The sequence below is a fragment of the Curvibacter sp. GW821-FHT09D12 genome (genome assembly GCF_059416245.1).
In genome coordinates, this window is record NZ_JBWKOU010000025.1 from 14,290 (window position 1) to 36,178 (window position 21,889).

Here is a 21,889-nt window from a genome sequence, read left to right on the forward strand (position 1 = left end):
TCAGGCACCGACCAGGTGGCGCACGGCGTGCATCAGTTCAGTCGGAGAGAAGGGCTTGGTCAGGTAGCCGCGGGCCCCGGCATCACGGGCCTGGTCCACATCCACCTTTTTGTCGAGGGCCGACAGCATCAGCACCGGGATGCCGGTGAGCTCCGGGTCCATGGTCACGGCCTGGCAGACCTCGTGCCCTGACATGCCGGGCATCATCACGTCGCAGATGATCATGTCGGGGCGACGCAGGTGGGCCATCTCCAGACCCTCGGCTCCATGGCTGGCTTCGACCACGTCGAAATCCTCGAACTCGAGCGTCATGCGCAGCAGGCGTCGGATGTCTTCGTTGTCATCAATGATCAGCACCACTTTGCTGAGGCTCATGCTCGGGCTTCCGGTTGAATGTCTGGGACCGAACTGAATCGGGCTGCGGGATTTTAAGGCCGCTTGGCCGCCAGCTCCCGCGCGCGACCCGCAATACAGGGCAAGTCCCGAGGCAGGGCTGCCACCCTCCTCACAGCCAGATAACTGGGCTATTCTGCAGGTCGAGAGGTGCCAATGGGGTGCCTGCCCCCGAAAAACACACCGAATGATCGACCCCAGCCGAACGGCCCTTGTGCTCAGCGGAGGTGGCGCGCGTGCTGCCTACCAGGTGGGCGTGCTCAAGACCCTGGCCGCCCTGCGCCGCGAGGCCGTGGGCGAGGCGGACAGCCGGGTCAACCCCTTCGGCATCATCGTCGGCACCTCGGCCGGTGCCATCAACAGCGCCGCCCTGGCCTGCCACGCCGACGACTTCAACGGTGCCGTGGCCCGCATCACCGAGGTGTGGGAGCACTTTCATGCCGAAGACGTGTACCGCGCCGACATGCTCGGCGTGGCCCGCAACGGGGCCCAATGGCTGACCATGCTGTCGATCGGCTGGGCACTGGCGCGCTGGCGGCGCTTTCGGCCGCGCTCGCTGCTCGACAACAGCCCTCTGGTCGGCCTGCTGCAGCGCGTGGTGCCCATGAACCGCCTGCCCGCCATGCTGGCCCGCCGCCATGTGCAGGCCCTGGCCGTGACCGCGTCCAGCTACAGCACGGGCGAGCACGTCACGTTCTATAACTCGACCCAGCCCATTGAGCCCTGGGTGCGCTCGCAGCGCCTGGCCGTGCCCACGGCGCTGTCGCACGAACACCTGCTGGCCTCGGCGGCGATTCCGTTCGTGTTTCCGGCCCAGCGCCTGTTCAGCGAAGGCCGCTCGGCCTGGTATGGCGATGGCACCATGCGCCAGACCGCACCGCTGTCACCGGCCATCCACCTGGGGGCGCAGCGCATGCTGGTCATCGGCGCCGGCCGCATGCACGAACCCGCAGCCCAGCGCCTGCCCGACCGGCGCTACCCCAGCTTGGCCCAGATCGCCGGGCACGCCATGTCGAGCATCTTCCTGGACGCCATGGCGGTGGACATCGAGCGCCTGGCGCGCATCAACCGCACCCTGTCGCTGCTGCCGGCGCAGGCCCTGGAGAGCACGCCGCTGCGCCCGGTGGAATGCCTGGTGATCGCGCCCAGCCAGCGCCTGGACGACATCGCCGCCCGCCACCTGGACGCCCTGCCGGGGCCGGTGCGCACCTTGCTGCATGGAGCGGGGGTCAGCAAGGCCGGCCCGCAGGCCCAGGGCTCGGCCCTGGCCAGCTACCTGCTGTTCGAGGCGCCCTACACCCACGCCCTGATGGCACTGGGCGAGGCCGACACGCTGGCGCGGCGCGAGGAGGTGGCCCGGTTTTTCGGCTGGCCCCAAGCGCGGCTGGCCCAGCCGATTGTCTGAGCGCACAGCCTGAATGGGCCGCGTGAGAGATCAGGCCTCTTCTTCGGGGGGGGCGTCCCACAACGCGATCTGGGCGCGCAGGCCGGCCGACACGGGGTGCGCCCGATCCACCGCCTTGACGCGGCGCTCGAAATCCGAACCCGCAGCAATGCAGCTGCGTGGCACCTTCTTGCCCGGAAAGCTGTCGGGGTAGACGCCATCGGCCAGCGGGCGCACGCGCAGTCGCAGCCCGCGCTTGACCATGAGCTCGCGGGCGTACAGCTCGGCCAGCTGATCCAGCGTGACCCAGCCCGAACGCACCTTGTCTTCACCCGAGCCGCGCAGGCTCAGCATCACCTCGAACAGGCCGGCATGTTCACCGTCCGGCTCGGCAAAGGGGTGCACCGTGAAAGTGGCCGGCTCGGTGACCTTGCGGCCCTTGTAGACGTGTTCGATGGCAATGTCGGTGAGGATCATGGCTGTTGCTCCTGCTCGGTGTCGTCGGCGTCATCTTCGCCATCATCGCCGTGCTCGTCCAGCCCAGCCGCCAAACCTTCTGCCAAGGCCGCTTCGTGCTTGGACACCCAGCCCTCAGGGCGGGGCGGGCGCTGTGCCGCGCGGGCCAGCACCTCGACATAGGCCTGGGCAGCACCGCCCTTGGCGATGGCATCGACCTGGGCGATCAGGCCCGACAGCAACACCCCTTCGGCGCTGTCCTTGTCGGCGCCGATGCGGCAGTCGAAATCCCAGAAATCAGCCCCCTCGGGCAGGTCGCGGCGACGCTCGCGCTTGAGGTATTTGCGGATGTCGTGCTTGACCGATTCGAGCACCCGGTCGGGGTGGCGGCCTTCAGCCTGGAAACTGTATGTTTTTCTCACAAGAGCCCTTCAGATGCCAGCGCCTGCCCCCTGTGGGTAGCGCTGGCCAAGGGCGCGATTATGCGACCTGCGGGTTCTCAGAGGATTGCAGGGCCCCCAAAAGCAGCGGCAGCACCGCTGGCATGCTGCGCTCGTTCCACACCAGATGCACCTCCGACCGGATGTCCGAGGGCGGCAGCAGGTGATAGGCCACCCCGGCCACACCGCTGCCGGCCAGCGCCTGGGGTACCAGGGCCCAGCCCATGCCCTTGCCGACCAAGGCCACCACGCTGAGCCAATGCCGAACCTCGTGGCGCACGCGCGGCTGCAGGCCCAGTTGCCCCGACAGGGTGAGCACGCGCTCGTAGTAGTCAGGCGAAGCCCCGCGCGAGAACAGCACCAGCGGCTCGCTGGCCAGGGCGGCCAGATCCAGGCCCTGAGGGCCACCGGCCGGGTGGGCCTCAGGCAGGCAGGCCACAAAGGGCTCGGACATGTACAGCGAGCGGCTCAGGTCAGGTGGCACGCGGGCCGTGTGCACAAAGCCCAGATCGATGCTGCCACGGGACATGGCCTCCAGTTGCTGGGCTGAGTTCAGCTCGATCAGCTCGGTCTGGACCTGGGGATGCTCGGCCTGGAAGGCGTGCAGCCGCTCGGGCAGACCGCGAAACAGCATCGAGCCGACAAAGCCGATGCGCACCCGGGCCGTGACCCCCTGGGCCACGTCGCGCGCCCGCTGTGCGGCGGTCTCGGTCTCGGCCAGCACCCGGGCGGCCGACTGCCGGAACACTTCACCGGCCGGGGTCAGCTTGACGCCGTGGCTGTTGCGCTCGAGCAGTTGAACCCCCAGGCTCTGCTCCAACTGCTTGATGTTGAAGCTCAAAGGGGGTTGGGCGATGTGCAGACGCCGGGCCGCACGGCCAAAGTGCAGTTCATCGGCCAGCACCAGGAAGTAGCGCAGGTGGCGCATTTCAATGGCCATACAAATTTTAGATCGGATCAGTGAAATTCAATATTAGACACAATAGTCCGGGGTTTGAACAATGCCGCATCCCCTGCCCTGGAGCCCGCCCCATGAACGCCCGCCTGCCCCAAGCCGTGACCCCGATGAGCACGGCCTCTCAAGCCCCCCACGCCGCGCCCGGCGAGCACCCGGTGCCAGACCGCGCCGGCACCAACGCCTACCTCGAAGACACCGAACTGCAGCAGTTGCTGCCCCTGTACCTGCCCCCGGATCTGGTGGCCCACCTGCAGCCGCATCTGGAGCGCCTGGGCGCCCTGGCTGGTGGCCGGCTCGACGAGTTGGCCCACAGCGCCGACCAGAACCCACCCACCCTGCAACTGCGCACCCGCACCGGGCTGGATCACGAACGCATCCTCAAGCACCCCGACTACATCGAGATGGAGCGGCTGGCCTTCAGCGAATTCGGCCTGGCCGCCATGTCTCACCGCGCGGGCGTTCTGGGCTGGCCTCAGCCCATGCCGGCGGCGGCCAAATACGCCTTGAGCTACCTGTTCGTGCAAGCCGAGTTCGGCCTTTGCTGCCCACTGTCGATGACCGACTCGCTGACCCGCACCCTGCGCAAGTACGGTGACCCTGCCCTGGTGCAGCGCTACCTGGACCGCCTGGTGACGCAAGACCTCGACGCCCTGACCCAGGGCGCCATGTTCATGACCGAGCAAGGCGCGGGCTCGGACGTGGCGGCCACCAGCACCGAAGCGCGCCCCGACCCCGAAGACCCGCAAGCCTGGCGGCTGCACGGTGACAAGTGGTTTTGCTCCAACCCGGACGCGGGCCTGGCCATGGTGCTGGCACGCCACCAGGGCGGCCCGGCCGGCATGAAGGGCGTGTCGCTGTTCCTGCTGCCGCGCGAGCTGCCGGACGCCAGCGCCAATGCCTACCGCATCATCCGCCTCAAGGACAAGTTGGGCACCCGATCGATGGCGAGTGGCGAGATCCGCCTGGAGGGCGCCAAGGCCTGGCTGGTGGGCGAGCTGGGCCGCGGCTTTGCACAGATGGCCGACATGGTGAACAACTCGCGCCTGTCCAACGGCATGCGGGCCGCCGGTCTGATGCGCCGCGCCGTGGCCGAGGCCCTGCACATCGCGCGCCACCGCCAGGCCTTTGGTCGCCACCTGATCGACATGCCGCTGATGCAGCGCCAGCTGGCCAAGATCCTGCTGCCCGCCGAAGAGGCCCGCAGCATGGTGTTCCAGACCGCCGACGCGCTGCGCCGCGCCGACGCAGGCGAACCCGGCGCCTACGCCCTGACCCGGCTGCTGACCCCGTTGATCAAGTTCCGCGCCTGCCGCGATGCACGCCGTGTCGCGGGTGATGCCATGGAGGTGCGCGGCGGCTGCGGCTACATCGAAGAATGGGGCGACCCCCGCATCGTGCGCGACGCCCACCTGGGCTCGATCTGGGAGGGCACCAGCAACATCGTGGCCTTGGATGTGATGCGCGCCATCCGCCGCGAGGGCTCGCTGCCGGTGTGGCAGGCCCATGTGCGGCAACTGGTGGCCGACAGCCAATGGCACCCCGCGGCCCAGGCCAAGCTGCTGGGCCTGGTGGACCAGGCCAGCGCCCTGGCCCTGGCCGCCACCGAGCGCGAGCACGAAGCCCTGACCCGTCAGGCCGCCTCGGCGCTTTACCACCTGACAGCCGCCGCCGCCATGGGCTGGGAGGCCAGCCGCAGCGGCTCGGCCCGCCGCATGCTGATGGCCCAACTGGTGCTGCAGCACCGCTTGCTGCCGCACAACCCGCTGCAAGGCCCGACAGCCACCACGGCCGACCTTGACCTCAGCCCCTTGTTCGAGGCTACGCCCGCAAACGGCGGCGTGGCCCGAGTCAACCTGTGGCCTGACACCTGAGCCCGCTTCAAAAACAACAGGAGACAAGCCCCATGACCCGACACCTCAATCGCCGCCAAGGCCTGCACCGCCTGAGCCTGCTGGCCAGTGCCCCCCTGCTGCTGAGCGGCCTGCCCGCCCACGCCCAGGGCACCAACCCGTCCGCCAACCAGCCTGTCACCCTGGTGGTGCCCTTCTCGCCCGGCGGCCCCACCGATGCCATGGCCCGCACCCTGGCCAACGCGCTCAAACCCCTGCTGGGCCAAAGCGTGCTGGTGGACAACCGGCCCGGCGCAGGCGGCAACATCGGCGCCGAGGTGGTGGCCCGCGCCGCGCCCAATGGCAACACCCTGCTGTTCGGTACTTCGGGCCCGCTGGCCATCAATGTGAGCCTGTACAGCAAGATGGGCTACGACCCGGTGAAGAGCTTCGCGCCCGTGATCCGCATTGGCCACCTGCCCAATGTGCTGGTGGTGCACCCCGGCCTGCCGGCCAAGAACGTCAGCGAACTGATCGCCCACGCCAAGGCCAACCCGGGCAAGCTGAGCTATGCCTCGTCGGGCAATGGCGCCAGCTCGCACCTGGCGGGGGTGCTGTTCAACATGCGTGCCGGCACCGACATCCAGCACGTGCCCTACAAGGGCACCGGCCCGGCACTGAACGATCTGCTGGGGGGCCAGGTCTCGATGGCCTTCACCGATGTGCTGACTGCTCTGCCCCACATCAAGGCCGGCAAGCTGCGCATCCTCGGCGTCACCTCGGCCACCCGCTCCAAAAGCCTGCCCGAGGTGCCCACGCTGCAGGAACAGGGCCTGAACCCGTTCGACGTCAGCGTGTTCTTCGGCATCGTGGTGCCGGCCGGCACCCCGCCCGACACCATCAAGCGCCTGAACACAGCCCTGGTGCAGGCGCTGAACCAGGCCGAGGTGCGCCAGACCCTGGAGGCCCAGGGCCTGGAGATCGCCACCCAGACCAGCCCCGAGCAATTGGGCCAGTTCATCCGCAGCGAGGTGGCGCTGTGGCGTGAGGTGGTGAAAGCCTCAGGGGCGCAGCTCGATTGAGTGCCCCACCTGGCCATTGATTTCAGGGAGACAACACCATGACCTCACCCCCCTCTCACACCTCTCACACCTCAAGAGGCACCCCCAACCGCCGCCAGTGGCTGGGCCTGACCCTGGCCGCCGCCACGGCCGGCCCGGCGCTGGCGCAGACCGCCGCCTTCCCGACCAAGCCCGTCACCCTGCTGGTGCCCTACGGCGCCGGCGGCCCCACCGACCAGCACCTGCGCGCGCTGGCCGAAGTGGCAGGCCAGCACCTGGGCCAGCCGGTGGTGCTGGACAACCGCCCCGGCGCCAACGGCACCAATGCCGCCGCGGCCCTGGTGCGCGCCGCAGCCGACGGCTACACCCTGGCCATCCTGCCGGCCTCGGTGTACCGCGAGCCCTTCATCAACAAGGTGCCCTACGACCCGGCCACCACCTTCAGCTACCTGTTGCTGCTGTCCGACTACACCTTTGGCCTGGCCGTGCCCGCTGGCGCGCCCTGGAAAACCTGGGCTGACTTCGTGGCTGACGCGAAACGCCGACCTGGCAAGATCAATGTGGGCGCAGCCGGCGCCATTGGCACGCCGCGCATCGTGATGGACGAGATCGCGGCCGCCGCCGGCATCGAGCTCAACATGGTGCCCTACAAGGGCGATGCCGACATCACCGCAGCCCTGCTGGGCGGCCACCTGGATGCGGCCCCGCTGTCGGGCGTGGCCATGCCGCACATCGAGTCCGGCAAACTGCGCTACCTGGTCATGCTGACCGAAAAGCCCCTGGCCACCGAGGCCAGGACGCCCACCCTGGTCGACAGCGGCATCCCTCTTTGGATCGACTCCCCCTATGGTCTGGCCGCCCCACGCGGCCTGCCCCCCGAGCGGGCCCAGCGGCTGCATGACGCCTTCAAGAAAGCGCTCGACTCCGCCCCCAGCCAGAAGGTGATGGCGCAACTCAACCAGCGGGCCAACTACCTGGGCCCCATCGAGTACCGGGCCTACGCCATCCAGACCCTGACCCGCGAGAAGACCCGGGTGGCCCGGCTGCGCGAACGCGGGCAACTGGACTGAACGCGCATGCCAGGCCCCACGCCCCCCCAAGCGCCAGCCACCTTCGAGGACGGCACCCTGTTCGGCCACCCGATTGCCCTGGCCCGCCTGTTCGGGCTGCGCGGCGAACAGATCGGTGACGACCGGGCCCGGGTGCGGTTGCCGCACCGGCCCGATTTCAGCAACAGCCGCGGCGACGTGCATGGCGGAGCCCTCAGTGCCCTGTTTGATTCGGTGCTGGCCTGCGCCGTGCGCGCCCACGAACCGCTGCGCTGGGGCGTGGTCACGATCGACCTGAGCGTGCACTACCTGGCCAGTGGCCGTGGCGACGTGGTGGCCGAAGCCCGCTGCGACCGGCGGGGCCGCAGCCTGTGCTTTGCCCGTGGCGAAGCCTATGACGACAGCGGCCGCCTGCTGGCCACCGCCACCGGCACCTTCAAGCTGGTCGAGCGCCAGCCCGACCCGACCACCCCCCCATCCACCCCACCCACCCCCGACAGGCCTTGCCCATGAACACCCCCAATCCTTCAGCCCATCCGGCCCCTGGCGCGCTGGCCGGCGTGCGCGTCATCGACGTCTCACGTGTGCTGGGCGGCCCTTACTGCGGCCAGATCCTGGCCGACCATGGGGCCGACGTGCTCAAGATCGAGCCGCCCCAGGGTGACGAGACCCGCGCCTGGGGTCCGCCCTTCGAAAACGGCGTGGCGTCGTACTACATGGGCCTGAACCGCAACAAGCGCGGCATGCGCCTGGACCTGAGTCTGCCCGAAGGGCGGGACCAGTTGCTGACACTGCTGGCCGATGCCGATGTGCTGCTGGAAAACTTCAAGACCGGCACGCTCGAGAAATGGGGCTTGGGCCACGAAGTGCTGGCCCAGCGCTTTCCGCGTCTGGTCCATGCCCGTGTCAGCGGCTTTGGCGCCGACGGCCCCCTGGGCGGCCTGCCCGGCTACGACGCGGCCATCCAGGCCATGAGCGGCCTGATGAGCGTGAACGGGGAGGTGGGCGCCGAGCCCCTGCGCGTGGGGCTGCCCGTGGTCGACATGGTGACCGGGCTGAACGCGGTGATCGGCATCCTGCTGGCCCTGCAAGAGCGCCAGCGCAGCGGCCAAGGCCAGTTCGTGGAGGCCGCCCTCTACGACTGTGGCCTGTCGCTGCTGCACCCGCACGCGGCCAACTGGTTCGGTGATGGGCGTGTGCCCACGCGCACGGGCAACGCCCACCCCAACATCTACCCCTATGACGCCTTTCCTACCGCCAGCACACCGGTGTTCCTGGCCGTGGGCAACGACAGGCAGTTTCAGCAGCTGTGCCAGGTGCTGGGCCAGCCGGAGCTGGGGCAAGACCCGCGATACGCCACAGCGGGCCAGCGCTCGGTGCACCGCGCCGAACTGCGCGCGGCCTTGCTGCCCCTGCTGGCCCAGCACGCTGGCGAGGGCCTGGTCGAGCGCTTGATGGCGCAAGGCGTGCCCAGCGCGCCGATTCTCGATGTGCCCCAGGCCCTGAGCCACCCTCACACGGCCCACCGGGGCATGACGGTGAACCTGCCCGGCGGCTACCGCGGCCTGGGCTCCCCCATCAAGCTGAGCCGCACGCCAGCCACCTACCGGATGCCACCGCCCGCCGAGATCTGAGCGCTTGCGCCGGGCGCTGCCAGGCGATGAGGCCCACCACCCAGTGGCCCAAACCCCGTCAAATGTTCCAAAAAGCAAGATTGAGGAGTTAATTTGTAACCAAAACGGCCATCCGCCGCATTTGTTCACTTCTGGAACATTGGACTGACTATGGTGACTCCAGGGCGCTGATTTCCAGCCCCGTCGAACGAAGCAAGGAAGACACCCATGACCACCACCCGTCGCATGTTCCATACCCTGGCCCTCACCGGCGCGGCCTTGCTGGCCACCGGATTCAGCGCCCCCGCCGCGCTGGCCGCAGACGGCAGCGCGCTGAGCCAGCAGGCCCAGATCAGCCTGCAACAGTTGTACAAGACCCGCCCCGGCTCGGAAGCGCTGGCCAAGAGCGCCAAGGCCATTCTGGTGTTCCCCAAGATCATCAAGGCCGGCCTGATTTTTGGCGGCGCCTATGGCGAAGGCGTTCTGTACGAGAACGGTCTGCCCAAGGGCTTCTACAACTCGGTCACCGGCTCATTCGGCTGGCAGGCCGGCGCCCAGTCGTATGGCTATGTGGTGTTTCTGATGAACGACAAGGCCGTCAAATACCTGCACCAGTCCCAAGGCTGGGAGTTCGGTGTCGGCCCCACCGTGGTGCTGGTGGATGAGGGCGTGGCGCGCAACCTGAGCACCACCACCCTGAAGAATGACGCCTACGCCTACGTGTTCGACCAGGAAGGCCTGATGGCCAGCCTGAGCCTGGAAGGCACCAAGATCTCGAAGATCAAGCCCTGAACTCAGACCCTGTGCCCGCGGCGCTCAACGCGCAGCGTACGCGTCGCGCAACTCGCGCTTGAGCACCTTGCCGATGGCGCTGCGGGGCAGTTCGTCGATCAGGTGCAGGGCCGCCAGCCGCTGGGTCTTGCCCACTCTTTCATTGAGCCACTGGCGCAGCGCCTCAGTATCCGGATCGACACCGGCCTGCGACACCACAAAGGCCACCGGGGTCTCGCCCCATTCGACCGAGGGCATGCCCACCACGGCAGCCTCGGCCACGGCCGGGTGGCTGCGCAGCAAGGCCTCGAGGTCGCTGGGGTAGATGTTGAAGCCGCCGGAGATGATCATGTCCTTCTTGCGGTCGAACAGGCTCAGAAAGCCATCGGCATCGAAGCGGCCCACATCACCGGTGCGGATGAAGCGCTTGCCATCGGGTGCAAACCATTCGGCCTCGCGCGTCTTCTCGGGCTGACCGTGGTAGCCGGTCATCATGCCGGCCGAGTGGCCCACCACCTCACCGGCCTCGCCCGGAGGCACCTCTTGCCCGGCTTCGTCGATCAGGCGGATATCGTGCCCTTCGGCCGGTTGCCCCACGGTGTGCAATTTGTCGGGAGACACGTGCGCGTTGAGGATGCAGGTGCCACCGCCTTCGGTCATGCCGTAGAACTCGACCAGCCCACCGGGCCAGCGGGCCAGCACGTCGGCCTTGAGCTCGGCATGGAAGGGCGCGCTGGTGCAGAACTTCATGTGGGTCGAACCCAGGTCATGGGCATCGAAGTCGGGCCGTGCCATCAGGCGCTGGTACTGCACCGGCACCAGCATGGTGTGGCTCATGCGGTGCTGTTGCGCCAGGCGCAGGTAGGTGGCGGCGTCGAACTTGGGCATCAGGAACACGCTGCCACCAAAAGCCAGCGTCGGAAAGAACACCACCAGGGTGGTGTTCGAGTACAGCGGGGTCGACAGCAAGGTCAGCGATTCGGGTCCATAGCCGTAAACCGCGCCCCGACTCACGTGGGCCGAACGCATGCCATGCGACTGGACGATGCCTTTGGGCGTGCCGGTGGTGCCCGAGGAATAGATGATGTTGAAGGGCCAGCCCGGTTCGATCTCGACCCGCGCCGGGGCGGTTTCGCTGCCAGCGAGCCAGTGGGCCAGGGGCATGCCCACGGCCGAGCCATCAAGTGCAATGCGCGCCACCCGCCCCTGACCGGCCTCGGCCACGGTGGCGGCGGCCGCTGCGTCGGTGAACAGCAGGCGGGCACCAGCGTCGTCCAGCATCCTGGCCAGGGCTTCAGGGGTGCTGCCGGGCGCCAGCGGGGCCACCACCACCCCGGCGCGCAAGGCCCCCAGGAACACCGTGGCATAGGCCATGGAGCTGCTGGCACACACGGCAATGGCCTGGCCAGGCTGCACGCCGTCGCGCTGCAAGGCCGTCGCCACCTGGTCCATCAGCCGGTCCAGCTCGCCGTAGCTCAGGGCCTGGGTGGCACCACCTTGCTCTTCGAGCAAGGCCCGCCGGCCTGGCTCGGCCAGCGCGTGGGCACGGATCATGTCGGGAATGGATTGAAAGCCTGCGGCAGCAGGCGAGGTGGCAGTGTTGGAGCTCATGGGTGTGTGGCGGCAAAGGAGGCGAAATGATAAGGAGCGCCCCCCCGATCGCCCCTGTCGCAACAGCGACTGAACCCGCCAAAGCGGGGGCTTAAAGGCGGTGTGTGCACGGCTTTCTACTGAGATTGTTTCCGTTTTGGGAACTTTCATTTGCAAGAAAAGCTGTTTTATTGCAACAGACGATCACCTACAGTCACTCCATCGATGAGCCGCGAGCCAGAAACAACGCTTCATCGAGGCTGGACAAGCCAGGCCCCCGGCCCGACCTGCCCGGAACGTTTTTTCAGCATACGAAAGGAAACTCACCATGTCCCGCTCTTTGATGGCTTATGTCCTCGTCTCCGCCGCTGCCGCCGCAGCGTTCGCCGCCGCCCCGGCTTTTGCCGGCGGTGAAGCCGACTCCTACCAGGGCCCGACCCCGGTGGTGTCGCAACGCAGCCGCGCCGAAGTCCATGCCGAGGCCCTGGTGGCCGCCCAGCGCGCGGCTGATCCGGACACCCTGTCGCGCATCGCCGCCCCGGTCAAGTCAGCCCTGAGCCGCTCCGAAGTGCGCCAGGCTGCTGCCGCCGCCAACCGCGCCGGCCTGGTGCCCGACCTCAGCACCTATTGATCCCCGGCGAGTGGCCCGTGCGGGCCGCTCCAGCACGAACCTCCCATCCAAACTCATCCCGAAAGCCCACCATGAACCGCCAGATCCTCACCGCCGCCCTGATCGCCGCCGCCGCCTTCGCCAGCGCCCCCAGCTTTGCCGAAGGCCTGGCTGAATACCAGCAGACACCTGCCAGCGTTTCCCAGCGCAGCAGCGCCGAAATGCGCCTGGAAGGCATCGCGACCGCCCGCCAGGCTGCCGTGGCCGTGGACGCCAAGTCCAAGGTGCATCCGCAAGTCAAGTCGGCCCTGACCCGCACCGAGGTGCGCCAGGCCGCCATCGATGCCAACCGTGCCGGGCAACTGCCGCGCGGTGAACTGAGCTTCTGACGCTGAAACTGGTCGCGCAACGCCCAGACGCCAGAGCCAACTCAACACTCCTCTTGCCCCCCTTGCCCTGCTTGGCGGGGCTTTTTTCATTCAGGCCGCCGACACCACCATCCGCCCCGCCACCCGCCGTGAGACCGCCCAAGCCAGAACCAGAACGCCCAGGCCCGCCACAGCCATGGCGGCGGCCAGCCCCCCATGGTCCACGGTGCTGCCCACCACCAGCACGCCCAGGCTTTGCCCCAGAAACAGCAGACAGGCGAACAGCGTGACGGCGCTGCCTCGGGCATGCGGTGCCATCTGCGTAGCCTGGGTCTGCAAGGTGTTGTGCAGCATGTAAAACCCCAGCCCGGCGAAAAAGCAGGCCGATACCGCCACCGCCGCCAGCGGCACGAAGGCCAGCGCCCACAACGAAACAGCGATCAAGGTGCCCCCCAGCAGGGCCAGCCCCCGTTCGCCCAGCAGGCGCAACCAGCGGGTGACAAACTGGCTGTAAAGCAATCCCCCAACGCCGTACAGCATCATCACGCCGCCTGCCGTCGATGGACTGAAGCCCAGGGTGCTGACCAGGCGACTCGGCACAAAGGCCAGGGTGCCAAAGGCCAGCGCCCCTTCGATGGCGGTCACCGTGACCACCCAGCGCACCCGGGGCAGGCGCAACAAGGCCAAGGTGGCATGGAAGGAACGGCGCCAGGGCACAGGCGCCGTCTGGCTCAAGGCCTGCGCGTGTGCGGCACGCTGCGCACCGGTCTTGCGGTACAGCGTGAACGCCGCGACAGCAAACAGGGCTGACAACAGGCCGAAGGCCACGCGCCAGCCCAGGTACTCGGAAGCCACCCCCCCGAACCACTGCCCCGCCATCATGCCGGTGACCGTGGCGCCCATGAAGCGCCCCAACGTGGCCTGCCGCTGCTCATAGCCCACCTGATCACCGATCCAGGCCATGGACAAGGGGATGATGCCGGCCGCCGCACCGCCCATGGCCGCACGCGACAGCACCAGCACGTCCAGGCTGGGGGCCAGCGCGGTCAAGGCGCTGAACACCGCACAGCCCGCCGTGGCCAGATTGATCACCCGGATCTTGCCCAGGCGGTCGCCCAAAGGGCCATAGAACAACTGCAGCACGCCATACGCCACCGCAAAGGCGGCGATGACACGCGAGGCTTCGCCCGTGCTGACCTGAAAGTCATGGCCCAGCACCCCCAGCATTGGGTCGCACACCCGCATCGAGGCCATGCTGCCGAATGCAGCCAGGCCCAGCAGGCGCAAGGTCAGGGACAAGGAGTTCATTCAGGCCTTCTGAAAAGCCTGTGATTCTGCCGGGATTGGCCCGATTCCGCTTTGGTGCTGCACGTCACCAATTCGGTGCAGACGGCGCCATAACAGTGCTAGACGTGCAATTTATTGCGAAAACAGAAATAGTATTTTTCCAAAGGCATCGTTTTACTCATGTGCTAATCAGAATAAAGTTCAACCCATCGACTCGCTGCCCCAATTTTGTGATTTCAGCAAGTCGGCATTACACCTAAAGGAAATCCCTTATGAACCGCACTCTCATCGCCTCCGCCCTGATCGCTGCTTCGGCCTTCGCCGCCGCCCCCAGCTTTGCTGAAGGCCTGGCCGAGTACAACCAGACCCCCGCTGCCGTGGCCCAGCGCACCCGCGCCGAAGTGAACGCCGAAGCCCTGGTCGCCGCACAGCACGCAGCCGACGTGGACAGCAAGTCGAAGGTGCTGCCCCAGGTCAAGTCGGCCCTGACCCGCGTCGAAGTGCGCCAGGCTGCCGCTCAAGCCAACCGTGCCGGCATGCTGCCGCACGGTGAACTGAGCTACTGAGCCCTCAGAAGACCTCACCCCGCGCGGTGAGGCCTGGCCAGAAAAAAACCGCTGCAGCCCTGGGCCCAGCGGTTTTTGTTTTTTGTTGTTCGTACAGCGGGCAGCACTGCGGCGTGATCAGGTTCCGTCGCGGTGTCAGCGGATGGCCAGTCGTGTCGGCTGATCGGTCTGGTCAGGCCTGTGCCAGGCCCGCTCGCGAGAGGCGCCGGATTGCTGCTGCAGTTGTTCGCGGGTGTAGGGCCGCTCCGCCCCCGACAGTTTGAGGGCGATGCGCACCTCCCATTCGTGCGTGGGCAGGTGGGGTGCCGCGCGCCCCGCCAGCAAAAGCAGCGCCAGAGGAATCAGGCCCGCCAGCAACGGAAAAGGTTTGACGCGCCCCAGCGCCAGCAGCGTGCACACGCAAACCGCCGCCCCCAGCAACCAGGCCAGCACCACCTCGCTGACACTGTGCGCCCCCAACACCACCCGTGAGACAGCCACCAGCGCGGCCAGGCTCAGACCCAGCGCAGCCGTCAGCCAACGCCATTGCCGCTGCTGGGGAGCGAGCAACAGGCTGCACAGAATGGGAAACACCGATGTCGCCAGCAGCGTATGGCCACTGAACCCCGTGAAATCCCAGGCGGCGATGCCGATGCCCCAGCCAATGAACAAGGTCTTGCTGATCAGCGTCAGGGCCACCGCCGCCCCCAGGGTCACCAGCCAAACCCCGGCGGCCAGTCGCTCGCGGGCCAGCCACACCCCCAGCCAGGTCAACAGCCAAACCGGCAGCATCAGGCCCGCGGACCCCAGCGAGGTGATGCTCTCCCAGGTTTGGGGGGTGACAGGCAACCCATCGATCATGGAAGGCTCGGCTTTCTCATGGTTAATACCTAGCGAAGTGTAGCGATGAAACCCGGCAACAGGGTTTCAACCCGCCACCAGGGCCAGGTAGGCGCGCCTTGTTTCGGGCGACACGGCCGCCAGCACCTGCGCGTGCGAGGTCTGGTGGCGCCTCAGCAAGCGGGCCGATGCCACGGCTTTCGACTTGCAGAACCAGTGGCAGCTGTGCTGCATGAGGAACAACTCAGCCGACAGCCGATAGGCCCGATCGCGCTGCGACAAGCCGCCCTGGGCCTGGGCCGCCTGGGCCAATCCGCGCGCGTGGATCTTGAACAGTTCGCGCAGATCGAAGGTGAAGGCCGGCAGCAGTCGGTCCACCCAGGGCAAGGCGACGGGGAACCGGCTGACCCGGGTGAGCGAAGCATCGAGCCGGGCAAACTCCTGGGCAAAGCGGCTGAACTGGTCACTCAGGCTGGTTTCGGCGCTGGCCAGCAGTTGCCAGATCTGGTCACGCCGTGCCAAATCCTTTTCCCCCAGTGCACGCAAGTAACCCTCGGTCACCGTCTCCATCAGTTTTTCGATCTGGTACTGACCCAGCACGCTGCCCAGCAAGCCGATGCGGCGGCGTTGGTCATGGGTCTTGACGATGTGAAAGGCGAAGCCCGCGAACAGGGCCAATAAAAAGAAGTCCATCGGGGGCAGCGGTCAGCGTTGATTGGGTTGGAGAGCCGCTGAGTGTAGCCAGCCCGGACCCGATCCGACGCCACCCGCCTGCGTCCAGGTGGCATCAGGCCAGCGATTCGATGCGCAGCCAGGCCGCGCCCCCCACCGTGTCGGCCGAGGCCAAAGACAAGGCCATCGACTCCCGCAGCGCCACGACGTCGCCCTCCAGGGCCGGCCCGGTCAACACCACCACGGCCGGCGCCTGCCCAGCCTCGCCAGGCACCCGCTCCAGCCGGCGAACCGGAATGCGATGGGCTTCCAGTGCGGCCGCCAGGCGGGCCATCAAGGGGTTCAGCCCCACCTCGTCCGCGACGCTCCAGCGCAGGTAATGGGCGCCACGCAGTGCCGCCATGGGCAACACCGGCAAAGGCCGCAAGGCCGCGGGCTGGAAGGCCAGGTGCGGCACACGGTGCTGTTGCGGCCCGCCGTGCAGGCGCGCCAGGTCGATCAGGTCGGCGATCACGGCCGACGCCGTGGGCTCGGAACCCGCCCCCGCCCCGTAATACATCGTGACCCCCGAGGCATCGCCCTTGACCAGGATGCCGTTCATGCTTCCGTTCACCTGGGCCAGCAATTGGTCGGCCGGCAACAGGGCCGGGTGCACGCGCAGCTCCAGCCCTTCGGGCCGGCGCCGCGTGACGCCCAGCAGCTTGACGCGGTAGCCCAGGCGCTCGGCCAGTCGCACGTCCTGGGCCTGCAGGTGGCGGATGCCCTCCACATGTGCGCGCTCGAACTGCACCGGTGTGCCGAAGGCCATGGCCGACAGCAAGGTGAGCTTGTGGGCCGCGTCCACGCCGTCCACATCAAATGCCGGATCGGCCTCGGCATAGCCCAGGCGCTGGGCCTCGGCCAGCGCCGCCTCGAAGCCCAGGCCGCGCTCGCGCATGGCGCTCAGGATGAAATTGCTGGTGCCATTGATGATGCCAGCCACCCACTCGATGCGGTTGGCCCCCAGGCCCTCGCGCAAGGCCTTGATGATCGGGATGCTGACGGCCACCGCGCCCTCAAAGGCCACACAGGTGCCGGCGGCCGAGGCGGCCGCAAAGATCTCACTGCCATGGTGCGCCAGCAAGGCCTTGTTGGCGGTGACCACGGGCTTGCCCAGCGCCAGTGCCTGCAACAACCACTGGCGGGGCAGTTCGGTCCCTCCCACGGCCTCGACCACCACATCGACCTCCGGGTCGGCGATCAGGGCCTGGGCATTGCTCACGAGTCGCACGCCCGGCCCGACCAGGCTGGCCGCGCGCTGCAGATTGCGCGCCGTGGCCACGGTGACACGGATCGGCCGGCCGGACCGCAGCGCAATCTCATGGCGGTTGCGCTGCAGCACCTGCAAAGTGCCTGCGCCCACCGTGCCCAGGCCGATCAGGCCCACGCGCAGGGCCGGCAACGAGGCCGCCGCCAGGGCACCCTCGGGAAAATGGGATTCGGGATCGTGGTACATGTGTTTCTCCGGACCAGAAATGAAAAACCCAGCTGCCGGGCTGGGTTGGTTCGGAGACTCACACCAGGGGCAGCCGGTACGGCCACCCCAACGCTGCTAGGGGGCCGCGGTGGTAATGGTGCTAATCATCATGCCCATGCACGATGCCCCGGTCCGTGCGATCACGGACGCGCCTGCCGACACCGCACAGGCGGTGAAGAAGGCGTTGAGGCTGCGTTCAAAAGACATGCGCCACAGTGTAACGGCAAAATTCAATGCCCTGCCCGGGCCCGTTCGCAGCTGCGCTGCAGCCAGGCCGGGTCGAAGCACTGCTCGACCTGGTCCGCCAGGCGCTCAAACACCTGCGTCAGCGTGGGTGCATCGGCCCCGAACAGGGCTTGCAGCACCGCGGCATCCTCGAACAGGCCATGCAGGTACAGGCCCAACACACGCCCGTTGGCACTCTGCCAGGCCAAACCGGGGATCAGCTCACGCGCCACATCACCGGCCGCGGCCATGGCCGGGTGCTGAGCCGTCTGGCCGTGGTGAATCTCATAGCCTTGCAGGGCCACCTGTGACAGGGCGGCCCAGGGCGCGGCCACGTCGGCAAAGCGTGCCTCGGTGTGGCGCACGGTTTTTTCGGCTTCGAATGTGGTCACCAGGGGCAGCAGGCCCAGTCCGGGGGCGTTGCCATCGATGCCCTGGGTGTCGATCAGGGCCTCGCCCAGCATCTGCAGGCCGCCGCACACGCCCAGCACCCGGCCACCGCGTTCGGCATGGCGGGCCACGGCCTGGTCCAGGCCTTGTGAGCGCAGCCAGGCCAGATCGGCTGCCGTGGCCTTGCTGCCGGGCAGGATCACCCAGTCGGCACCGTCCAGATCGGCCGGGCTGCGCGCCCAGTTCAGGCGCACACCGGGCACATTCTTGAGCGGCTGAAACTCATCGAGGTTGCTGATGCGGGGGTAAGCCACCACCGCGATGCGGGTATGCACCGCGCCGCTCACACCGGCGCTGCGGTCGTCGAACACGCCGTCCTCCTCGGGCAGACCGTGCTGCCACTTCATCGGCACCACGGCCACGGTGGGCACGCCGGTGAGCTGCTCCAGCATCTCGGGCCCGGGGGCCAGCAGGCTGGCATCGCCGCGAAACTTGTTCAGCACGAAACCCTGGATGAAGGGGCGTTCGTCCTCGGGCAGCAGGGCCCAGGTGCCGTAGAGGTGGGCAAAAGCACCGCCGCGATCGATGTCGGTCACCAACAGGCATTCGGCCTGGGCATGGCGCGCCACACGCAGGTTGACGATGTCACTGGCATGCAGATTGATCTCTGCCGGCGAACCAGCGCCTTCGATCACCACCACATCGTGGTCGGCGCGCAGGTCGTCCAGGGTCCGGGCGATGGCGGGCCACACCTTCTCGCTGCGGCCACGCCAGGGCATCTCGGTCAAGGCGGTGTCGACCTGGCCCAGCAGCACCACCTGGCTGCGCGTGTCAGCCTCGGGCTTGAGCAGCAAGGGGTTCATGCGCACCTCGGGCTCAGCCCCGGCGGCCAGGGCCTGAAAGTACTGGGCGCTGCCGATCTCACCGGACTGGCCGCCCGGCCCCGCCACCACACGGGCGTTGTTGCTCATGTTCTGCGCCTTGAAGGGCGCCACCTTGAAGCCCTGGCGCGCATACCAACGGCACAGGGCCGTGGTCAGCCAGCTTTTGCCGGCACCGCTGGTGGTGCCCAGCACCATGACGCAATGCGCCGGGCCGGGGGTTGTTTTCTGAAGGGTCATGTCGGTTCCGATGTCAAGACAGGGCCTGGGCCAGCGCCTGCTGGGATGCGGGGGGCAACACGCCCATGCGCCACCACCCCGGCAGCTCGAAGGAGGTGGCATCGCGCAGCTTGATGCCCTGCTGGCGCAAGGCCGGCAGGCGGGCCGCGTGGGCGGGCGTGGGCTGCACACAAAAGAAGTTGGCCTGACTGGGCCGGACCTGCCAGCCCAGATGGTGACACAGTGCCTGCTGCTGGTCTTTCCAGGCGCGCAATCGAGGCCTGCATTCGGCCAGCCAATCCTGCACGACCGGCTCGCACCAGGCCTGCAGCAGGGCCACGCCATGGGCGCCCAGCGGCCACGACGGACACAAGGCCTGCAGGGCGGGCACCGCCGCCTCGGCTCCGACAGGGGCCAGTGCATAGGCCCCGCGCACCCCCGTCAGGCCCAGGGCCTTGTTGGGGCTGTAGAGCTGCCAAGCCTGAGCCAGGCCGGCGGCCGAGAGCCCGCTGGCACCGCTGAGGCGCAGGGGCTCGTAGGCGCGGTCCAGCACCGCCAGGGCAGCGCCGTCGAACACCGCGTCCCCGGGCAGGTCAGCGCCCAGAGGGCTGGCGGGTTCACAGGCCCAGGCCAGACAGGGCCGCGGAGAAGCGTCTGCCACGGGGCCGGCAACGTCTTCATGCGTCGTCAGCGCCAGACCCCAGGCCCGGGCCGCCTGGGCATAGTCACCATAGGCATGCCGAGGCAGACGCACGTGTCGCAGGCCTTCGCGCCAGGCCCAGGCGGTGAAGCGGAAGATGAACTCACTGGCACTGGCCGCCAGCAGCACCCGATCGATGGCCACCCCATGGTGCATGGCCAGCCGCTCGCGCAGTGCTTGATACGCCGCGTCGGGGTAATGGGCGGCATCAGCCGACTTCACCTGCTGCCAGGCAGTCGGGCACGGGCCACACGCATTGCTGTTGGTGGAAAAGTCGTGCTGCGGCACCCCCTGCGCATCGGGGCCGCCATGCACGCGCGGCAGCGCACTCATGCAACCCCACCCAGGCAGCGGGACCAGGCCGAGGCCAGGGCCAGGCTGCCCCCACTGAGCGCCCCCGCCCAGGCCACCGCCCACACCACCGCCGTACCGGCCCAGGACAAGGCCCGCTGCGTGTGGACCGGCAAAGGTGTCGGCGCGAGCGGATTCAGCACATAGGCTCCCGGCTTGCCCAGGCGCACGCCCAGGCGCAAGGCCATGGCCGCCATGGGCCAACCGCTGTTGGGCGAAGGGGTCTTGGCCGCCTCACTGCGCACGCCATGCCAACGCAAGCGCCCGGGCCAGGCCAGCAACAGTGCCGTGAGCCGCGCCGGGCACCAGGACAGAACATCGTCCGCGCGGGCGGCCCATTTGCCGGCCCAGGCCCAATAGTGGCGCCCAGCGCTGCCGCCGCGCCAGCCCGGATAGCCCCACATCGCATCCGCGGTGTTGGCAAAGCGGTACAGCGCGGCCCCCGGCAAACCGGCCACGGCAAACCAGAACAAGGGCGCCACCACCGAGTCGTTGAGGTTCTCGGCCAGGGACTCGATCGCGCTCTCACGCACCTGATGCGGCCCCAGCTGGCTGACATCCCGGCTCACCAGCCAGGCCAGTCGGGCACGACCGGCGGGCAGCGACACGGCCAGGGCATCCTCCACGGCCTGCACCTCTTCACCCAGCAGACGCCAGGCCAGCAGCGGCTTGAGTGCCAGCCCCAGCACCCCGGCCGTCAACCAGGCCGACTGCTGCAGGGCCCAGGCTTGCAGGCCACCGGCCAGAGCCACACACGCCCACGCGCCCAGGCACCACAGCAAGGCACCGCCGAGCAGGCGCGGCAGGTCCCGCCGGCCCTCGGGGTCGGGGCCCACACCCTCACGGGGTGCCAGCCGATGCCCGACCCAGCCCAGGTAACGCCCCATCCAGACCACCGGGTGCACGGCGGTGGGCGGCTCGCCCCACAGGCGATCCACCCCCAGGGCCAGGGGCACCGCCGCGGCCAGCGCCAGGCCGACCCAGGGTTCAATCAGACTCAAGGCCAGGCCCCTCCGCAAACAAGGCACTGGGCCGTCCCCATTGCTCGTCGAACACCAGTTCACCCAAAGCGGCGCGGCGCGCCCAACGCTCTTGCTCCAGCATGGGCTGTTCGTAGAAGGCCGTGACCGGCCCCAGGCACAGCAGCGCGATCACCTCGGCCCCTTCGGGCAAGCCCAGCACGCGGGCAACCTCCAGCGGATCGAAGATCGAAACCCAGCCCATGCCCAGGCCCTCGGCACGGGCCGCCAGCCACAGGTTCTGGATGGCGCAACTGGCGGAGGCCAGGTCCATCTGGGGCAGCGTGCGACGCCCGAAGACGTGGCGCTCACGCCCGTCGCTCAACGCCACGGCCAGCAGTTCGGCGCATTCAAGCACGCCCTGCACCTTGAGGCGCAAGAATTCCTCCTGCCTCACCCCCAGGGCCTGGGCGGTCCGCACGCGCTCGACCTCGACCAGGGCGTGCAGGCGGGCCCGGGTGTCGGGCTGGCTGATGCGGATGAAGCGCCAGGGTTGCATGAAGCCCACGCTGGGGGCGTGGTGGGCGGCATCGAGCAAGCGGCGCAGCAGCTCAGGGGCCACCTGCCCGCCGCTGAAGTGGCGCATGTCGCGGCGCTGATGGATGGCCCGGTACACGGCCTCGCGCTCGGCAGGCGCAAAGGCCTGGGCGGCAGGCGAGGTGTCGGCGCCTGGACGGGCTGATTGGGGATCGCCCTGCCGGGGCGGAAGGTCGCTGGCCATG

The 21,889-nt window shown here is 68.2% G+C and carries 23 protein-coding genes; 10 read left to right on the top strand and 13 right to left on the bottom strand.

The features are described from left to right. Complete coding sequence (locus tag AC07PT_RS25750) at nt 1–375, bottom strand: response regulator (protein ID WP_492346221.1); 375 nt, start codon at nt 373–375, stop codon at nt 1–3. A gap of 205 nt (nt 376–580) precedes the next feature. Here AC07PT_RS25750 and AC07PT_RS25755 point away from each other — a divergent pair, with 205 nt between their 5' ends. Further along, nucleotides 581–1,798 (top strand): patatin-like phospholipase family protein, encoded by a 1,218-nt coding sequence (locus AC07PT_RS25755; RefSeq protein ID WP_494658614.1) that lies wholly within the window; start codon nt 581–583, stop codon nt 1,796–1,798. 30 nt (nt 1,799–1,828) lie between these two features. Here AC07PT_RS25755 and AC07PT_RS25760 read toward each other — a convergent pair whose 3' ends face one another. Genes AC07PT_RS25760 through AC07PT_RS25770 form a run of 3 tightly spaced genes read right to left on the bottom strand, consistent with a single transcriptional unit; the run spans nt 1,829 to nt 3,613 of the window. Beyond that, complete coding sequence (locus tag AC07PT_RS25760) at nt 1,829–2,254, bottom strand: hypothetical protein (protein WP_492346219.1); 426 nt, start codon at nt 2,252–2,254, stop codon at nt 1,829–1,831. Further along, a complete protein-coding gene (locus AC07PT_RS25765; protein ID WP_494658615.1) occupies nt 2,251–2,655 on the bottom strand; it encodes a DUF6172 family protein in 405 nt (134 codons plus the stop codon). The genes AC07PT_RS25760 and AC07PT_RS25765 overlap by 4 nt, the downstream gene beginning before the upstream one ends. 58 nt (nt 2,656–2,713) lie before the next feature. Further along, nucleotides 2,714–3,613 (bottom strand): LysR family transcriptional regulator, encoded by a 900-nt coding sequence (locus AC07PT_RS25770; RefSeq protein ID WP_492346217.1) that lies wholly within the window; start codon nt 3,611–3,613, stop codon nt 2,714–2,716. Between the two features lie 125 nt (nt 3,614–3,738). Between AC07PT_RS25770 and AC07PT_RS25775 the strand changes: the two genes are divergently transcribed. The 6 genes from AC07PT_RS25775 (at nt 3,739) to AC07PT_RS25800 (ending at nt 9,975) form a co-directional block, all read left to right on the top strand. Further along, nucleotides 3,739–5,502 carry an acyl-CoA dehydrogenase family protein gene (locus AC07PT_RS25775; protein ID WP_494658638.1) on the top strand — a complete coding sequence of 588 codons (1,764 nt, stop codon included), beginning with the start codon at nt 3,739–3,741 and terminating at the stop codon, nt 5,500–5,502. Nucleotides 5,503–5,534: 32 nt separating this feature from the next. Further along, complete coding sequence (locus AC07PT_RS25780) at nt 5,535–6,542, top strand: Bug family tripartite tricarboxylate transporter substrate binding protein (protein WP_494658616.1); 1,008 nt, start codon at nt 5,535–5,537, stop codon at nt 6,540–6,542. A gap of 38 nt (nt 6,543–6,580) precedes the next feature. Next, the gene (locus AC07PT_RS25785; RefSeq protein ID WP_494658617.1) at nt 6,581–7,591 is read left to right on the top strand and encodes a tripartite tricarboxylate transporter substrate binding protein; all 1,011 of its coding nucleotides are present in this window, start codon (nt 6,581–6,583) and stop codon (nt 7,589–7,591) included. 6 nt (nt 7,592–7,597) lie between these two features. Then, the gene (locus tag AC07PT_RS25790) at nt 7,598–8,083 is read left to right on the top strand and encodes a PaaI family thioesterase (protein WP_494658618.1); all 486 of its coding nucleotides are present in this window, start codon (nt 7,598–7,600) and stop codon (nt 8,081–8,083) included. Continuing rightward, complete coding sequence (locus AC07PT_RS25795; RefSeq protein WP_494658619.1) at nt 8,080–9,204, top strand: CaiB/BaiF CoA transferase family protein; 1,125 nt, start codon at nt 8,080–8,082, stop codon at nt 9,202–9,204. Before AC07PT_RS25790 ends, AC07PT_RS25795 begins: the two co-directional genes overlap by 4 nt. A 207-nt stretch (nt 9,205–9,411) precedes the next feature. After that, nucleotides 9,412–9,975: a lipid-binding SYLF domain-containing protein gene (locus AC07PT_RS25800; protein ID WP_494658620.1), complete on the top strand. Its 564-nt coding sequence runs from the start codon at nt 9,412–9,414 to the stop codon at nt 9,973–9,975. A gap of 24 nt (nt 9,976–9,999) precedes the next feature. Here the strand turns inward: AC07PT_RS25800 and AC07PT_RS25805 are convergent, their stop codons facing one another. Continuing rightward, on the bottom strand, nt 10,000–11,565 hold the full coding sequence (locus AC07PT_RS25805) for a class I adenylate-forming enzyme family protein (protein WP_494658621.1): 1,566 nt from the start codon (nt 11,563–11,565) through the stop codon (nt 10,000–10,002). A 307-nt stretch (nt 11,566–11,872) separates the two neighbouring features. On the opposite strand from AC07PT_RS25805, the gene AC07PT_RS25810 reads away from it, so the two are divergent. Both AC07PT_RS25810 and AC07PT_RS25815 read left to right on the top strand, forming a co-directional pair. Further along, entirely contained in the window at nt 11,873–12,175 is a 303-nt protein-coding gene (locus tag AC07PT_RS25810; RefSeq protein ID WP_492346210.1) for a hypothetical protein, read from the top strand. Between the two features lie 71 nt (nt 12,176–12,246). Beyond that, a complete protein-coding gene (locus AC07PT_RS25815; RefSeq protein ID WP_492346209.1) occupies nt 12,247–12,543 on the top strand; it encodes a hypothetical protein in 297 nt (98 codons plus the stop codon). A gap of 90 nt (nt 12,544–12,633) precedes the next feature. Here AC07PT_RS25815 and AC07PT_RS25820 read toward each other — a convergent pair whose 3' ends face one another. Next, the gene (locus tag AC07PT_RS25820) at nt 12,634–13,830 is read right to left on the bottom strand and encodes an MFS transporter (protein WP_492346208.1); all 1,197 of its coding nucleotides are present in this window, start codon (nt 13,828–13,830) and stop codon (nt 12,634–12,636) included. Between the two features lie 251 nt (nt 13,831–14,081). Here AC07PT_RS25820 and AC07PT_RS25825 point away from each other — a divergent pair, with 251 nt between their 5' ends. Beyond that, nucleotides 14,082–14,375: a hypothetical protein gene (locus tag AC07PT_RS25825; RefSeq protein WP_492346207.1), complete on the top strand. Its 294-nt coding sequence runs from the start codon at nt 14,082–14,084 to the stop codon at nt 14,373–14,375. A gap of 135 nt (nt 14,376–14,510) precedes the next feature. On the opposite strand, the gene AC07PT_RS25830 is transcribed toward AC07PT_RS25825, so the two are convergent. The 7 genes from AC07PT_RS25830 to bluB all read right to left on the bottom strand — a co-directional run bounded on the left by AC07PT_RS25830 (nt 14,511) and on the right by bluB (nt 21,888). Continuing rightward, the gene (locus AC07PT_RS25830; protein WP_494658622.1) at nt 14,511–15,215 is read right to left on the bottom strand and encodes a phosphatase PAP2 family protein; all 705 of its coding nucleotides are present in this window, start codon (nt 15,213–15,215) and stop codon (nt 14,511–14,513) included. Nucleotides 15,216–15,281: 66 nt separating this feature from the next. Then, nucleotides 15,282–15,887 (bottom strand): hypothetical protein, encoded by a 606-nt coding sequence (locus tag AC07PT_RS25835; protein ID WP_492346205.1) that lies wholly within the window; start codon nt 15,885–15,887, stop codon nt 15,282–15,284. Nucleotides 15,888–15,981: 94 nt separating this feature from the next. Continuing rightward, nucleotides 15,982–17,361: a homoserine dehydrogenase gene (locus AC07PT_RS25840; RefSeq protein ID WP_494658623.1), complete on the bottom strand. Its 1,380-nt coding sequence runs from the start codon at nt 17,359–17,361 to the stop codon at nt 15,982–15,984. 251 nt (nt 17,362–17,612) lie between these two features. After that, complete coding sequence (locus tag AC07PT_RS25845; protein WP_494658639.1) at nt 17,613–19,076, bottom strand: cobyric acid synthase; 1,464 nt, start codon at nt 19,074–19,076, stop codon at nt 17,613–17,615. Between the two features lie 55 nt (nt 19,077–19,131). Continuing rightward, nucleotides 19,132–20,130 carry an aminotransferase class I/II-fold pyridoxal phosphate-dependent enzyme gene (locus tag AC07PT_RS25850; RefSeq protein WP_494658624.1) on the bottom strand — a complete coding sequence of 333 codons (999 nt, stop codon included), beginning with the start codon at nt 20,128–20,130 and terminating at the stop codon, nt 19,132–19,134. Then, on the bottom strand, nt 20,127–21,140 hold the full coding sequence (gene cbiB / locus AC07PT_RS25855; protein ID WP_494658640.1) for an adenosylcobinamide-phosphate synthase CbiB: 1,014 nt from the start codon (nt 21,138–21,140) through the stop codon (nt 20,127–20,129). The genes AC07PT_RS25850 and cbiB overlap by 4 nt, the downstream gene beginning before the upstream one ends. Then, on the bottom strand, nt 21,136–21,888 hold the full coding sequence (bluB, locus tag AC07PT_RS25860) for a 5,6-dimethylbenzimidazole synthase (protein WP_494658625.1): 753 nt from the start codon (nt 21,886–21,888) through the stop codon (nt 21,136–21,138). The genes cbiB and bluB overlap by 5 nt, the downstream gene beginning before the upstream one ends. Nucleotide 21,889: the final 1 nt, after the last annotated feature.